At 72.9% G+C, this 15,559-nt stretch carries 12 protein-coding genes; 8 read left to right on the plus strand and 4 right to left on the minus strand.

Going from position 1 to position 15,559, the window contains the following annotated elements; all coding sequences use genetic code 11:
• The first annotated feature begins 91 nt into the window (after positions 1–91).
• From uraH to alc, 7 genes are read left to right on the plus strand one after another with little or no spacing between them, the layout of a single operon-like run.
• Positions 92–1,057 (plus strand): hydroxyisourate hydrolase, encoded by a 966-nt coding sequence (gene uraH / locus O7632_RS17965; RefSeq protein WP_278115826.1) that lies wholly within the window; start codon positions 92–94, stop codon positions 1,055–1,057.
• A 3-nt stretch (positions 1,058–1,060) separates the two neighbouring features.
• Positions 1,061–1,924, plus strand: coding sequence for a factor-independent urate hydroxylase (pucL, locus tag O7632_RS17970; protein ID WP_278115828.1), 864 nt, complete (start codon positions 1,061–1,063; stop codon positions 1,922–1,924).
• The gene (locus O7632_RS17975; RefSeq protein WP_278115830.1) at positions 1,924–3,429 is read left to right on the plus strand and encodes an 8-oxoguanine deaminase; all 1,506 of its coding nucleotides are present in this window, start codon (positions 1,924–1,926) and stop codon (positions 3,427–3,429) included. Before pucL ends, O7632_RS17975 begins: the two co-directional genes overlap by 1 nt.
• 16 nt (positions 3,430–3,445) lie before the next feature.
• Positions 3,446–5,038 carry a malate synthase A gene (gene aceB / locus O7632_RS17980; protein WP_278115832.1) on the plus strand — a complete coding sequence of 531 codons (1,593 nt, stop codon included), beginning with the start codon at positions 3,446–3,448 and terminating at the stop codon, positions 5,036–5,038.
• On the plus strand, positions 5,038–6,249 hold the full coding sequence (locus tag O7632_RS17985) for an aldolase/citrate lyase family protein (protein WP_278115834.1): 1,212 nt from the start codon (positions 5,038–5,040) through the stop codon (positions 6,247–6,249). The genes aceB and O7632_RS17985 overlap by 1 nt, the downstream gene beginning before the upstream one ends.
• A 1-nt stretch (position 6,250) precedes the next feature.
• Positions 6,251–7,567, plus strand: a complete 1,317-nt coding sequence (gene allB, locus O7632_RS17990; protein WP_278115836.1) for an allantoinase AllB — start codon at positions 6,251–6,253, stop codon at positions 7,565–7,567.
• The gene (alc, locus tag O7632_RS17995) at positions 7,564–8,628 is read left to right on the plus strand and encodes an allantoicase (RefSeq protein WP_278115838.1); all 1,065 of its coding nucleotides are present in this window, start codon (positions 7,564–7,566) and stop codon (positions 8,626–8,628) included. The genes allB and alc overlap by 4 nt, the downstream gene beginning before the upstream one ends.
• Here alc and O7632_RS18000 read toward each other — a convergent pair.
• The 4 genes from O7632_RS18000 to O7632_RS18015 all read right to left on the minus strand — a co-directional run bounded on the left by O7632_RS18000 (position 8,548) and on the right by O7632_RS18015 (position 15,018).
• Entirely contained in the window at positions 8,548–9,627 is a 1,080-nt protein-coding gene (locus O7632_RS18000) for a glycosyltransferase family 2 protein (RefSeq protein WP_347403633.1), read from the minus strand. The two genes, alc and O7632_RS18000, sit on opposite strands and share 81 nt — an antisense overlap.
• Before the next feature lie 82 nt (positions 9,628–9,709).
• Complete coding sequence (locus O7632_RS18005; protein ID WP_278115841.1) at positions 9,710–11,458, minus strand: hypothetical protein; 1,749 nt, start codon at positions 11,456–11,458, stop codon at positions 9,710–9,712.
• 135 nt (positions 11,459–11,593) lie between these two features.
• Complete coding sequence (locus O7632_RS18010) at positions 11,594–12,202, minus strand: DUF3558 family protein (RefSeq protein ID WP_278115842.1); 609 nt, start codon at positions 12,200–12,202, stop codon at positions 11,594–11,596.
• 68 nt (positions 12,203–12,270) lie between these two features.
• Positions 12,271–15,018, minus strand: coding sequence for a LuxR family transcriptional regulator (locus O7632_RS18015; RefSeq protein ID WP_278115843.1), 2,748 nt, complete (start codon positions 15,016–15,018; stop codon positions 12,271–12,273).
• A gap of 184 nt (positions 15,019–15,202) precedes the next feature.
• On the opposite strand from O7632_RS18015, the gene O7632_RS18020 reads away from it, so the two are divergent.
• Positions 15,203–15,547: a hypothetical protein gene (locus O7632_RS18020; protein ID WP_278115845.1), complete on the plus strand. Its 345-nt coding sequence runs from the start codon at positions 15,203–15,205 to the stop codon at positions 15,545–15,547.
• The last annotated feature ends 12 nt before the right edge of the window (positions 15,548–15,559 follow it).

A 15,559-nucleotide genomic window follows, 5' to 3' on the forward strand; every position in this document is an offset into this window, starting at 1 on the left:
ACGGTGACCATGTTTCGTCTTTGGTTCCCGTGGCGCTACCGGCCCGCTCACCCGTACTGCTTGACTGCAGCGCAGGGAAAGGGGGCCGGGAGTGGATCGTCGACTCGACGCGTTCAACGGACTGCCGGTCGAGCGGGCTCACGAGCAGCTGCTCAGCTGCTGTGCCGCCGACGGTTGGGTGCGGGCGATGGTCGCCGGGCGGCCCTATCCGGATCGGGCGGCGTTGGCGGCGGCGGCCGAGGCGCGGGTACGGTCCCTGCCCTGGCCGGAGGTCCTCGACGCGGTCGCCGCGCACCCCCGGATCGGTCGACCACCCGCCGGGGACAGCCGGGAGGCGCGCTGGTCGCGTCGGGAACAAGCGGCCGCCACCGGCGACGACGCCGGCACCACGGCGGTCACCTCGACCTCGACCTCGACCTCGACCACGGTGACGGTGACGGCGGCGGCCAGTTCGGCGGCCGGGCCACCGATCGCGGTCGCGGCCACGTCGGCGTCCGCCGCCGCCGCCGAACTCGCGGCACTCAACGACGCCTACGAGCGGCGGTTCGGCTATCGGTTCCTGATCTTCGCCAACGGTCGCGGCGCCGACGAGATCGCCACCGCCGCCCGGGCCCGTCTGCACCACGACGACGACACCGAACAGGCGATCGTGCGTACCGAACTGGGTCGGATCGCCGCCCTGCGCGTCGGACGGCTGGTCGACGACCTGGATCCAGGTCCGGCCGGCCACGCGGCGCTGTCCACCCACGTCCTGGACACCACCACCGGCACCCCCGTGGCCGACCTGCCGGTCCGACTCGACCGGCACGGATCCGACGGATGGCGCACCGTCGCCACCGGGCGTACCGACGCCGACGGCCGGCTGCGCGAATGGGCGCCGGCCGGCGAGTGGGACACCGGGGCGTACCGGCTCACGTTCGACGTGGCGGGGCGACTCGGCACCGACGGCTTCTACACCGAGATTCCGGTCGCCTTCACCGTGCACGACCCCGACCGGCACCACCACGTGCCGCTGCTGCTCAGTCCGTACGGCTACACCACCTATCGAGGGAGCTGATTGATGGGGATCGTTCTCGGGTCGAACCGCTACGGCAAGGCCGAGACCCGGGTGGTCCGCGTCGACCGCGACGGCGACCGGCACACCCTGCGCGACCTCAACGTCAGCGTGGCGCTCGGCGGGGACCTGGCCGCCACCCACCTCACCGGCGACAACGGCACGGTGCTGCCGACCGACACCCAGAAGAACACCGTGTACGCGTTCGCCCGCCGGTACGGCATCGCCACCGCCGAGGAGTTCGGTCTGCTGCTCGCCCGGCACTTCGTCGACAGTCAGCCCAGCATCACCCGGTCCCGGATCGACATCGAGCAGTACGCCTGGCAGCGCCTCGGCGGGCACTCCTTCCAGCGCGACGGTGCCGAGTCCCGTACCGCCACGATCCGCTACGGCGGTACGGGCGTCGAGGTGTGCGCCGGGCTGACCGGCCTGGTGCTGCTCAACTCGACCGACTCGGAGTTCCGTGGCTACCTGACCGACGCCTACACCACGTTGCCGGAGACCGACGACCGGATCCTGGCCACCGCCGTCGACGCCCACTGGCGCTACGCCACCGCCGAGCCGCCCGCCGACGGCTTCGACGCCGCCTACGAGGCGGTCCGCGACGCCCTGGTCGCCGCGTTCGTCGGCACCTACAGCCGATCCCTGCAGCAGACCCTCTACGCGATGGGTCAGCGGGTGCTCACCGTCCGGCCGGACGTGGTCGAGATCCGGCTGGCCCTGCCCAACAAGCACCATCTGCTGGTTGATCTGACACCGTTCGGGCTCGACAACCCCAACTCGGTCTTCGTCGCCGCCGACCGACCGTACGGGCTGATCGAGGGAACCGTCACCCGCGACGACGCCGCGCCGGCCCTCGGACAGTGGTGATGATCGTCGTCACCGGAGCGGCGATCGCCACCGTCGACGCCGCCGGCACCGAACACCGCGACGGTCACCTGGTCATCGGCGACGACGGGCGGATCGCGGCGGTCGGTCCCGGCGACGTGCCCGCCGGCCTGATCGACGCGCTCGCCGCCCGTCCAGCCGGCGGTGCCGAACCCGCCGGTGCCGAACCCGCCGGAGCCGAACCCGCCGGACCCGCCGGACCCGCCGGACCCGGCGGGCCGGGTGCGTCGGTGCGTCACGTCGACGGCCGGGGCTGCCTGGCCACTCCCGGCCTGGTCAACACCCACCACCATCTGTACCAATGGGCCACCCGTGGACTGGCCCAGCAGGACACCCTGTTCGGCTGGTTGACCACGCTCTACCCGATCTGGTCGCGGATCGACGCGGAGATGGTGCAGACCGTGGCCGCCGCCAACCTCGGCTGGCTGGCGCTGTCCGGCTGCACCACCAGCACCGACCACCACTACGTCTTCCCGCGCGACGGCGGCGACCAGTTCGCCGCCGAGATCGCCGCCGCCCGGCGGATCGGACTACGCTTCCACCCCTGCCGGGGATCGATGGACCTGGGCCAGTCCGCCGGTGGCCTGCCACCGGACTCCACCGTGGAAGACACCGACGCGGCGCTGGCCGCCACCGAGGCCGCCATCGACCGCTGGCACGACCCGGCGCCGGAGTCGATGCTGCGGGTCGCGGTCGCCCCCTGCTCGCCCTTCTCGGTCACCCCACGCCTGATGCGCGAGTCAGCGGAGCTGGCCCGCCGCCGGGGCGTACGGCTGCACACCCACCTGGCCGAGACCGTCGAAGAGGAGCAGTACTGCCAGGCCCACCACGGCTGCACGCCGGTGCAGTACGCCGAAGACCTGGGCTGGCTCGGTGACGACGTGTGGCTGGCGCACGGCGTACACCTCGACGACGCCTCGGTGGCCCGGCTGGCCGCGACCGGCACCGGCGTCGCCCACTGTCCCAGCTCCAACGCCCGCCTCGGCGCGGGCACCGCCCGGGTCGCCGACCTGCTCGCCGCCGGTGTCCCGGTCGGCCTCGGCGTCGACGGCGCCGCCAGCCAGGAAGTCGGCCATCTCGGCGCGGAACTGCGCCAGGCCCTGTACGCCGCCCGGCTGCGCGGCGGCCCGGCCGCGCTCACCGCGCGTGACGTCCTGGCGTTGGGCACCATCGGCGGTGCCCGCTGTCTCGGCCGCGACGCCGAGATCGGCTCCCTGGAGGTCGGCAAGCTCGCCGACGTCGCGCTGTGGCGGGTCGACGGGCTCGGCCACGCCGGTATCGACGACCCGGTGGCGGCACTGGTACTCGGCCCGCCGGCCCCGGTGGACCTGCTGCTGGTCGGCGGTCAGGTGGTGGTCGAGCGGGCTGAGTTGCGCACCGCCGACGCCGCCGACCTGGCCCGGCAGGCCGCCCGCACCCACCGCACCCTGCTCGACCGCACCCACCGCACCCTGCTCGACCGCGCCGACCACGCCCCGCCCCACTGAAACAGGAGTGAGTCAGATGCCCCCAACCCAGGCCGAACCGGCGCCGGCCGTGGATCACGTCGGCGAGGTGCTCACCGCCGACGCGATCGCGTTCCTTACCGACCTGCACCAGCGGTTCGCGGCCCGGCGCGCGGACCTGCTCGCCGCCCGGGGCCGCCGCCGGGCGGAGATCGCCCGCACCGGACGGCTGGACTTCCGGGCCGACACCGCCGACATCCGTACCGGCGACTGGACCGTGCCGCCGCCACCGCCGGACCTGACCGACCGGCGGGTCGAGATCACCGGACCGACCGACCGGAAGATGACCATCAACGCGCTCAACTCCGGGGCCAAGGTGTGGCTGGCCGACCTGGAGGACGCCAACACCCCGCACTGGGCGAACGTGATCGGCGGCCAACGCAACCTGTACGAGGCGGTCCGGCGCACCATCGAACTGCCCACCGACGCCAAGACCTACCGGCTCGGCCCGGGACCGTACCCGACCATCGTGGTCCGCCCCCGTGGCTGGCACCTCGACGAACGGCACCTGACCGTCGACGGCCAGCCGGCGGTCGGCGCGCTTGTCGACGCCGGTCTGCACCTGTTCCACAACGCCGCCGAGCTGCTGCGCCGGGGCAGCGGGCCCTACCTCTACCTGCCGAAGCTGGAAAGCCACGAGGAAGCGGCGCTGTGGCACGACGTGTTCGTCCACATCGAGCAGACCCTCGGCCTGCCGACCGGTGCCATCCGGGTCACCGTCCTGATCGAGACGATCACCGCCGCGTTCGAGATGGACGAGATCCTGTGGGCGCTGCGCCCGTACGCCACCGGACTCAACGCCGGCCGCTGGGACTACCTGTTCAGCATCATCAAGAACTTCCGCGACGCCGGCGGGTCGTATGTCCTGCCGGACCGTTCGGCGGTGACCATGACGGCACCGTTCATGCGGGCGTACACCGAACTGCTCGTCGCCACCTGCCACCGGCGCGGCGCGATGGCGATCGGCGGAATGTCGGCCTTCATCCCCAACCGGCGCGACGCCGACGTCACCGCCCGCGCCATCGACCAGGTCCGGGCCGACAAACAGCGGGAAGCCGGCGACGGCTTCGACGGGTCCTGGGTGGCCCACCCCGGCCTGGTGCCGGTCTGCCGCGAGGTGTTCGACGAGGTCCTCGGCGACCGGCCGCACCAACTCGACCGGCGACGCCCGGAGGTGGCCGTCACCAGCGACCAGCTGCTCGACGTCGCCGCCACCGGCGGCACCGTCACCGAAGCCGGGCTCCGTGGCAACGTCTCGGTCGCGCTGCGCTACCTGGAGGCGTGGCTGCGCGGTAACGGCGCGGTCGCGATCGACAACCTGATGGAGGACGCGGCGACCGCCGAGATCTCCCGCTCGCAGATCTGGCAGTGGATCCACAACGGTGTCCGACTGCCCGACGGCACCCCGGTCACCGCCGACCTGGTCCGCCGGATCGGCGAGACCGAGCTGGCCCGGATCCGCGACGGCATGGCGGCGGCACAGTGGCCGGCCAGCCGGTTCCCCGAGGCCCGGGAACTGTTCGAACAGGTCGCCCTCGGCGACGACTTCGTCGACTTCCTCACCCTGCCGGCGTACCGGCTGATCGACTGATGGCCCGCCTGACCTCGGCGGACCACGCGGCGATCGACGCCCGCCTGGCCCCGGTCGACGCCGAACTGCGCGACCGGTACCCCGGCGACCGCCCCGACCGCCAGCCCGTGCACACCGTCTACGTGCCCGCCGACCGGGTCACCGTCGACCTGGTGCCGGCCTGGGGGGCGGCCGCGCTGGCCGCGCTGCGCGATCACCCGCCGGCACCGTACCCGCCGGAGCTGGATCAGCGGGTCCGCGCCAAACTCGCCCGCGAGCCGATCGAGGACCTGCGGATCGACGTCGAGGACGGGTACGGCGTCCGCGACGACGCAGGCGAGGACGCCGACCTGCGGGCAGCGGCGCACGCGGTGACCACCGCCCGGGCCGCCGGCGCGGCCCCGCCCTGGGTGGGCCTGCGGATCAAATGCCTCGAAGCGGCGACCCGCCGCCGCGCCATCCGCAGCCTCGACCTGTTCCTCGACGCCTGCGGCGGACCGCCGGCCGGCTTCGTCGTCACCCTGCCCAAGGTCAGCCACCCGGCCCAGGTCGCCGCGATGGCCGACATCTGCGACCGGCTCGAACAGGCGTACGGGCTGGCCGATCAAACGCTGCGGTTCGAGATCCAGATCGAGACCCCGGCCGCGGTACTCGCCGCCGACGGCAGTGCGACCGTCGCCCGACTCATCGGCGCGTCCGCCGGCCGCTGCACCGGACTGCACTTCGGCACCTACGACTACGGAACCGCGTGCGGGGTCGCCGCCGATTACCTGAGTATGGATCACCCCTCGTCGGATCACGCGAAAGCCGTCATGCAGGTCGCCGCCGCCGGCACCGGCGTACGACTCAGTGACGGCTCCACCAACGTCCTGCCGGTCGGTGCCGCCGACGCCGTACGGGCCGCCTGGCGCCGGCACGCCGACCTGGTACGCCGATCGCTGCGCAACGGCTTCTACCAGGGCTGGGACCTGCACCCCGCGCAGTTGCCGACCCGGTTCGCCGCCACCTACGGCTTCTATCGCGACGGCCGGGAACAGGCCGTCGCCCGGCTCGGGGCCTACCTGGCCCGCCGGGCCGGCGGCATCCTCGACGAACCGGCGACCGCCCGGGCGCTGGCCCGGTTCCTGCTGCGCGGGCTCGACTGCGGCGCCCTCGACCCACCCGAAACCGGCTTCGCCAGGGCCGAACTCGTCGCCCTGGCCAGCCCTTTCCCGGCTCACCAGGAGGCCTGAGATGCCAGTTGACCTGGTGCTGCGCTCCCGACGGACGGTGTTCCCCGACGGTGAACGACCGGCCGCCGTGGCGGTCGCCGACGGGCGGATCATCACGATCGCCGGCTACCGGGACGCTCTGCCGGCCACCGTCGACAACGATCTCGGCGACGTCGCACTGCTGCCGGGCCTGGTCGACACCCACGTGCACGTCAACGAACCCGGCCGCACCGAGTGGGAAGGCTTCCGCACCGCCACCCTGGGGGCCGCCGCCGGGGGCGTCACCACCATCGTCGACATGCCGCTGAACAGCCTGCCGCCGACCGTCGACGTGGCGGCGCTGCGGGCCAAGCAGGCGGCGGCGGCCGGCCAGTGCCACGTCGACGTCGGGTTCTGGGGTGGCGCCGTACCGGGCAACCGTGACCACCAGGCGGAGCTGCACGCGGCCGGGGTGTTCGGGTTCAAGGCGTTCCTGGCCGACTCCGGCGTACCGGAGTTCCCACCGTTGGACCCGGCCGGCCTCGCCGACGCGCTGACGGCGGTCCCCGCGCTGTTCGTGGTGCACGCCGAAGCGCCGGACCGGCTGCGGCCCGCGCCGTCGTCCACCCGCTACCGGGACTTCCTGGCCAGTCGTCCGCCGGCCGCCGAGATCGACGCCATCGCGGCCGCGATCGACGCCGCCCGCCGGACCGGTGCCCGGCTGCACATCCTGCACCTGTCCGCCGCCGGGGCGCTGCCGCTGATCGCCGAAGCCCGCGCCGACGGTCTGCCGGTCACCGCGGAGACCTGTCCGCACTATCTGACCCTCGCCGCCGACGAGGTGCCCGACGGCGCGACCGAGTTCAAGTGCTGCCCGCCGATCCGCGACCGCGACAACCAGGACGCCCTGTGGGCGGGTCTCGCCAACGGCACGATCGCCTGCGTCGTCTCCGACCACTCGCCCTGCCCGCCGGAACTGAAGACCCCGGACACCGGAGACTTCGCCACCGCCTGGGGCGGTATCGCCTCGGTGCAGCTCGGTCTGCCGGCCGTCTGGACCGAAGGCCGGCGACGGGGCGTCACCCTGGCCGACATCGTGCGGTGGATGGCGCAGACCCCGGCCGAGCTGGCCGGACTGCGGGCCAAGGGACGGTTGGCCGTCGGTGCCGACGCCGACCTGGTCGCCTTCGACACCGACGCCAGCTACGACGTCGACCCGGCCCGGCTGCGGCACCGACATCCGGTATCCCCGTACGTCGGACGACGCCTGACCGGCATCGTCCGGGCGACCTGGCTGCGCGGCGCACCGGTGACCCTGGAAACGCCGCGCGGTCGCCTGCTGACCAGAGGAGAAGCGTGAGTACGGCCCAGCAATCGGAGACCACCGCCGGTCCGCCCGACGACGTGGACCTCACCTGGCTGCCCGATCTCGCCTCGCGGGCACTCGGCGGCGGCGTCGTGACCGCCAACGACGAGTTCTTCGCCGCCGCCGACAACCTGCTCAACCCGTTTCCGCCGACGTTCGCGCCGCAGACCTTCGGAGCCAAGGGACAGGTGTACGACGGGTGGGAGACCCGGCGACGTCGCCAACCCGGATCCGACCACGTGATCATCCGGCTGGGCGTGCCCGGAGTGGTCCGCGCGGTGCTGATCGACACCGCGTTCTTCACCGGCAACTATCCGCCGTACGCCCAGGTCGACGGCGCCGACCTGGGCGGACATCCGGGGCCCGAGCAGCTGGCCGAGGCGCGCTGGACGCCGCTGGTGCCCCGGACGGCGCTGGCCGGTGACGCGCGGGTCGTCGTCCCGGTCGACGTGCCGGGCCGGCAGACCCACGTACGGTTGACGATTTTCCCCGACGGCGGGGTCGCGCGGTTGCGGGTGCACGGTGAACCGGTGCCGGATCCGCGGTTGCTGACCGAGGTGCTGGACCTGGCCGCGGTGGAACACGGCGGCCGGATCGAAGCGTGCAGCGACCGGTTCTACGGGTCGCCGCAGCATCTGTTGCTGCCTGGTCCGGCGCGGGTGATGGGGGAGGGCTGGGAGACGGCGCGCCGTCGCGACGACGGCAACGACTGGGTACGGGTGAAGCTCTGCGCCGCCGGGGTGATCGACCTCGTCGAGCTGGACACCAGCCACTTCAAGGGCAACGCGCCGGCGGCGGCCCGGTTGATCGGGGTCGACGCGACGACCGACGACCCGGCCGATCCGGCGCGGTGGCGGGACCTGCTGCCGGTCACCGAACTACGGCCGGACACCCGACACCGGTTCCGCCTCGACCGGCCGTCGACCGTCACCCACGTACGGTTGGACGTCTATCCCGACGGCGGGATGGCCCGGCTACGGCTGTTCGGCCGGCTCACCGAGGCCGGCGCGGCCGATCTGGCCGACCGGTTCCGGCGTACCACGAACCCGGCGTGACGGCCCTGGCCGTCCCGGCTCACCGGGAGGCGGTACGGCTCCGTACTGCCGGGGAACCGGCGACGCGGCGGCCGGCGGCACCGCCTCGGACTCCTTGACCAGGTAGTGCGGGCGGCGTTTCGTCTCGTAGTAGATCCGACCGATGTATTCGCCGATCACGCCGAGGATCATCATCTGGATGCCGCCGAGGCCGATCACGCTGACGATGATGGTGGTGTAACCGGGGGCGTCGATGCCCCGGATCAGCGCCGTCGCCACCACCCACACCGCGTACGCCACGGCGACGAACGTCAACCCCATCCCGGCGTAGATCGCCGACCGCAGCGGCCGGTCGTTGAACGACAGCAGGCCGTCGAGGGCGTAGTTGAGCAGGGACCGCAACGTCCACCGGCTGCCGCCACCGGCCCGGGACTCGTTGGGGTAGGCGAACACGACGGTGTGGAAGCCGATCCACGAGTACAGGCCCTTGGAGAACCGGTTGGACTCCGGCATCGCCCGCAGTGCGTCGACCGCACGGCGCGACAGCAGTCGGAAATCGCCGGCACCGTCGAGTAGCTGCACGTCGACCCACCGGTTCATCACCCGGTAGAAGGCCCGGGAGGCCACCGTACGGACGAACCGGTCACCCCGCCGGTCCCGGCAGGCGATCACCTGGTCGTAGCCCTGACGGAACAGGGCGATCATGTCCGGCAGCAGCCGTGGCGGGTGCTGCAGGTCGGCGTCCATCATGATGATCGCGTCGCCGGTGGCGTGGTCGAGCCCGGCCAGCATGGCCGACTCCTTGCCGAAGTTGCGGCTCAGCGCGACGTACCGGACACCCGGGTGGGCGGCGGCCAGCTGCCGCAACCTCTCCAGCGTGCCGTCCGTGCTGCCGTCGTCGACGTAGACGAACTCGACGTCCACCTCGGGTACGGCCGCGACGGCGGTCACCACCGCCTCGTGCAACCGGGTGACCGAGTCCTCCTCGTTGAAGCAGGGGACGACCACGGACAACCGCAGCGGTACGGGCTCCGACGACTCCGGCTCCCGGGCGGGGTCGGCCGACGGCGTCGGCTCCCGGGCGGGGTCGGCCGTGGAGCGGTCAGTCGAGCCGGTAGACGAGTACACCGGCCACCTCCTCGCGGGTGATGCCCAGACCGTCGACGGGACGTTGGGCCACCCCGTCCCACGGTGTCCCGGCCAGGCGATCCGGCATCACCAGCACGGTCCGGACCCCGAGCTGACGAAGGTAGTCGACACTGCCGGGGTCAGGGAAGGTGGTGGTGATCGACCGGGTGCGCTCCTGGCTGACCGGTACGAATCCGGCCAGTCCATTGGCCACCTCGGGGAAACCCTCGGTCGACCATAGCATCACGTTCAGTTCGAAAGCGCCCGCGTCGCTCGGCAGCACCAGGACCGGGCCGGCGACGTTCTCCCAGGCCGCCGGCGGGGTGGGCACGACCGGGTGCGCCGTCCGGTTGACCCCTTCCACCAGCACCAGGGCCAGCGGGACCAGCAGCACCGCGCGGACCGCCCGACGGGGCCACGGCTGCCAGCCACGGGTGCCCCGGCGCAGCGCGGCGGCGGCGGCGGTCAGCGTACCGGCGGCCAACAGCGCGAGCAGCAGGCTGGTCCAGATCATCATCCGGCCCGGGGTGCGCAGCGCGTCCCAGCCGGGCAGGTGCTTGGACAGGGTCAGGTATCCCGGGTCGCCGTCGGCACCGAGGTTGGAACCCAGCGCCAGCAGCGCGGTGCCGAGCACTCCGATCGCGAGGACCACCCGGTGGCGCACCCGTAGCGTCGAGACGAACAGCCCGGCCACGGCCAGGGCGATCAGGGTCACGCCGGGCAGCAGGGCCATCTCCGGTGGCCAGACCAGTTGCTCGCGGGCCGCCGCGTGGCGGTCGCCCCACAGCCAGGACTCCCCGGGAGCGGTGAACAGCCCCCGGACCGGTGGGGAGAACAGCTCCGTCCAGGCCAGTGACCGTTCGGCCTGCGGGTTGAGGTCGACGACCTGGAAGTACGCCCAGGCGATGCCGAGGGTGACCGCGCCGAAGACCGCCCCGCCGGCGAGGTCGGCGGCGAGCAGCCGGCCGCCGAACGCCGGCCGCTGTCGACGCCGCCACCATGACCAGCCGTACGCCCCGGCACCGACCAGGCCCGCCCCGAGGAGGAAGTACACCAGCGGCAGGCCGATACCGAACCCGAGGCTGATCTGCCAGGCGGCGACCAGCCAGCCGGCAAAGGCCCACCAGGGGCGACGCCGATCGGGGCGGTAACCGTGCCGAAGGGACCAGCCGTGGCCCCGGGCCAGCATGGCCAGGCACAGGGCGATGCCGCCGGTCGACAGGATGTTCATGTGCCCGGAGTGGGCCAGCCGCCACGGGGCGAAGGCCCAGGCCACGCCGGCCACCGTCGCCCCGATCCGGCCCGCGCCCAGCTGGCGGACCAGGGCGTACGCCCCGATGAAGGCCAAGGCGTAGAGCAGGACGTAGAGGATGTTGTACCGCACCAGGGCGGCCTCGAACCCGGATCCGATCATCCCGGCCGGGGCGTACCCGAGCAGCGTGTCGCTGTATGCGTAGGTGAACAGCTCCGGAAAGAAGGTGTTGGAGTGCCAGAGCCGACCGGGTTCGGTCAGTAGGACGTGCCCACCCCAGGCCACCTGCCAGGCCTGCAGGGTGGGGTCGGCGATGTCACCGGGGATGGTGGTCGCCGGGTGCCGCAGGGTCGGCCAGGTGAGGACCACCGCGAGCAGGATCCCGCCGAGGACGGCGAGGGTCCATTCGTGCTGTAGCCAGCGCCAGCGCGTCGACTGTTTGACGGGTTCGGGTTGCTGCTCGCTGTCCACGACGATCGATGATTCCAAATTGGCGCCCGGCCTGTCGAGGCGGGTGGCCTTCCCGCCGGTGTCGTCCGGGAATCCCGACGACCGGAGTGGCTGATCAGGACGGGCTGATCAGGACGGGCTGATCATAAGGGCCGATCAGAGCCGGCCGGCCACCGTACGGGCGACCGTCTCCAACGGGGCTCTGTTCTCCGCCGGATCGTTGAGCCGGACCAGCCGCACCGCGACCCACCTGCCGTCGACGTTGACGAAGACGGTCGACTCGCCGACGTACGTCTCGTCGCCCACTCCGGGCAGGGGATCCAGCTGGTGTTCGAGCTGGCGTTCGATGTCCAGGAACTTCGCGGCGCCGTCACCGACGTAGACCTCCACCTGCGCGGTGGGGCCGGTGACCGGTCCGGTGTACGTGCACGTCTGCTGGACCGCTCGGGCGTCGTCGAGTGGGGTACCGGCCAGGGTCTCGGCTTCGTCCTTGGTCACCAGCGCGCAGGGATCGACGTCCGCAGGCGGGTCGGCCGGTTCGCCGGTCGACGGCTGCCCGGTGTCGTCGCCGGACGCCGGGCCGGGATCGGCCTGGTCGGATCCGGTGGCGGTGCTGGTGGACTCGTCTGGGTCCGTGCCGGTGGCGCATCCGCCCAGCGCCAGCGCCACGACGACGAACGTGGTGGCCACGGCCCGCAGCCGGGCACGGCGCGGTTTCACGGCACGGCGCGGCGACTCGGTGGCGGTGACCGGTGATCGGGACATGCCACGACGGTAGCGACGGGGCGACGGCCGGCAATCAGGCGTTTCCCTATCGATCAGCCGGTTGCGCCCTACCGGTCAGCCGGCTGCGGCCGATCGACCATCGCCGCGCCCAGCTCCGCCCGACTCGATATGCCGAGTTTGCGGTAGACACGTGCCAGATTGGCCTCGACGGTCTTCGGGCTGACGAAGAGCCGGTCGGCGATCACCCGGTTGGTGCATCCCGTCGCGGCCAGTTGCGCCACCTGCTGTTCGGTGCCGGTCAGCTGCCGGGGTGCGGCCGGCCGGCCGCCGACCCGGGCGAGTTCGGTGCCGGCCCGGGCCGCGAACGCCGCCGCGCCCAGCGCGGTGAACTCGCCGAGCGCGGTCTCCAACGCGAGCCGGGCCGGCCGCTTGCGCCGCGTACGGCGCAGCACCGTGCCGGCGACGAGCAGGCAGCGTGCCCGGTCCAGTGGAAGGATCTCGGGTGGCGTCGCGTCTCGGGCGGCGGTCAGCTCGCGCAGCGCCGGATCCGGATCGTCGCCGCGCGCCGCCGCGATCAGCGCTCGGCTGCGGGCCAGCCCCAGCCGGGTCCACGGCCGGGACAGCCGGTGATCGCGTTCGGCCAGTCGATCGAACACCTGCCGGGCACCGATCAGGTCGCCGGCGCCGACGCAGGCCTCGATCCAGTCCGGCTCGAAGCGGGTGGACAACGGCTCCACCAGCCCGACGGCGTCGACGGTGGCGGCCAAGCCGCGATAGTGGGCGGCGGCTTCGGCCATCCGTCCGGCGGACAGGGCCACGAATCCGGCCAGCAGCTGGTGGATCCGCCGGCACCACGGGTCGTCGATCTCGTCGGCCCGCCGCAGCCCGGACCGGGCGACCTCGCCGGCGTCGACGAGTCGGCCACGGTGCGCGTCGAGCAGACCGGCGAGCCAGCTTTCGCCGACCTGGCTGGTGCCGAGCTGCTGACCCAGTTCCCGGGCGGCGGCGATGTGGTCGGCCGCGGCCGACCACCTGCCGGCCAGCAGTTCGGTTTCGCCGAGGTGGGCGAGCAGGTCGTGCTGCAGGGGCTCGTCGCCGCGACCCACCGCCCAGTCGAGCAGTTGCCGGAGCCGGTCGCGGGCCCGGTCGTGCTCGTCGATCGCCGTCCACCACACCGCCGGTACGGTGGCCGCCAGCCACGACGGTTCGTCGCCTTCCAGGTGCAACGCCTCGTCGAGCAGGTCGGTGCGGGGTGGTAGCCCGCCCCGTACCTCGTGGAAGAAGAGCTGCAGCAGCGCCGCCGACCGCAGACCCCGGTCGGTGGCGCTGCCCTCGAGCAGGGTGATCGCGGCGTGGGCGTGCTGCTGGCTGCGCGCCGGCTGGTCGACGAAGAGGCTGAGGTGGGCGTGGACACGCCCGGCGAGCGGGGTGCCGGGCGTGGTCGCCGCCAACCCGCGCGTCGCGGCGGTCACCGCCGCCGCCAGGTCGTCGGCGGACCAACTGATGACCGCGCGCAGCAGCAGCGCCTCGGCCCGGAGGTCACCGGTCGTCAGCGCGGCGGCCGCCTCGGCGGCCTCGGTCGCCGCCGGGTAGTCCCCGGCGGCGAACCGGCACCGGGCGGCGGCCAACCGTTGGGCGTGTCGCCGGGTGGTGAACCGTTCCGGGGTCAGTTCGGCGGCGCGGTCGTAGAGTCCCGCCGCCAGCTCCGGCGCTCCCCGGGCCTGTTGGCGGCCGGCCGCCGCCGTCAGTTCGTCGGCGATCGCGAGGTCGGGTGTGGTGGTCGCTACCGCGAGGTGCCGGGCGCGTTCGTCCGGGTCGGCGACCACCAGCGCCAGGTGCTGACGCAGCCGTGACCGGATTCCGGGCGGGATGCTGGAGCGCACCGCGCTGGCGTACACCGGATGGGGGAAGGTGACCGTGTCCTCGGTCACCGCCACCAGCCCGGCCTCCTCGGCCGGTTCGAAGTCCGTCGCCGACACTCCGGCGGCGGCCAGGGTCGCCACCGTCGGTACGGTCAGCAGCGCGGCCAGCCGGACGGCCTCCCGGCTCGCCGCCGGCAGGGCCGCCAGGGTCCGCGTCACCAGGGGGTGCGTCGAGGCGACGACCGGAAGGTCGGCGCCGGGGGAGGGCAGCCGGGGCAAACGCAGTACGGCGCGGGCGAGCTCGATGGCGAGCAGCGGGTTGCCGCCGCTATCGCGGGCGATCCGGTTGAGCAGGGGGCGGGGCAGGGCGGTGCCGAGTCGGGCCCGCAGCAGCTGACGCAGGTCGGCGACGTCGAGCGGGCCGAGTTCGACCCGGGCCGGTCCCGGCCGGTCCGGGCCGTGGTCGAGCCCGAGTGGCGCCGGCCCGGGGCCGCTGCCGGTGTCCCGGCAGGACACCAGTACGGCCACGGTCGGCGACACCCGTCGGAGGGCGTACCGCAGGGCTCGTTCGCTGGGCGGGTCCAACCAGTGGGCGTCGTCGATCGCGACCAGCACGCGGTGGTCCGCGCACACGCGGTCGATCAGCACCCGGGTGGCCGCCGCGATCGCCCGGTCGTCGACCGGACCGGTCGGGTCGGCGCGCAGCAGCACCACCTCGGCGGCGGCCCGCTGCGGGCCGGGTAGTGCGGACACCTGGTCGGCGAGCGGGCTCAGCAGGTCGGCGAGCGCGGTGTACGCCACCGTCGTCTCGGCTTCGGTCGGCGCGCACCGCAGGACCAGCCAGCCGTCCCGGGCAGCCCACCGCAGCAGAGCGGTCCAGCAGGTGGTCTTGCCGATGCCGGTCGGGCCGTCGAGGATCACCGTCTCGCGCGCGGCCAGGTGTCGGCGTACCTCGTCGAGGATCATGCCCCGGCCGACCACCGTGTCGTCCACGCAAGCGATCGTGGCACGCGGCCGCCACCAGCGGAATCGGCGTTTCTAGGGATTCCGCTATTGCCCCGGCGCGGCGGCTGGGGAACCGTTGGGCCGTGGCGATGCCGGGTCGCCGCGTCGTCGTGTCGCGAGGTGTCGCCGGGGTCAGCGACCACGGTGCCACCGCGGAGAAGGGTGGCTGTCGATGAGCACTGGCTTCTTCAACAAAGAGGACGCTGGCTTCCAGACCGCGATCGCGGCGCTGGACGATCACGTGACCAACATGATCAACGCCGGCCGGACCGCCTACCGGATCCAGAGTGAGATCCGTGGCTCGTACCAGGCCGGGTCCAGCTCGGTCTTCCAGGCGAAGCTCGACGAGTGGATCAACGCGTACAACACTGTGATGATCAAGTTCCAGGACCTGGGGGAGAAGACCGGCTTCGTGGGCCAGGTCATCGACTCGGGTGAGCAGGATGCCGGCGTTACCGGAGCCAGCTGGGACACCAACGACGGGATCTACGACATCCTGGCGCCAGCCGGCCGCTGAGTGGCTGAAACC

The sequence above is a fragment of the Solwaraspora sp. WMMD406 genome, from assembly GCF_029626025.1.
Lineage (GTDB): Bacteria > Actinomycetota > Actinomycetes > Mycobacteriales > Micromonosporaceae > Micromonospora_E.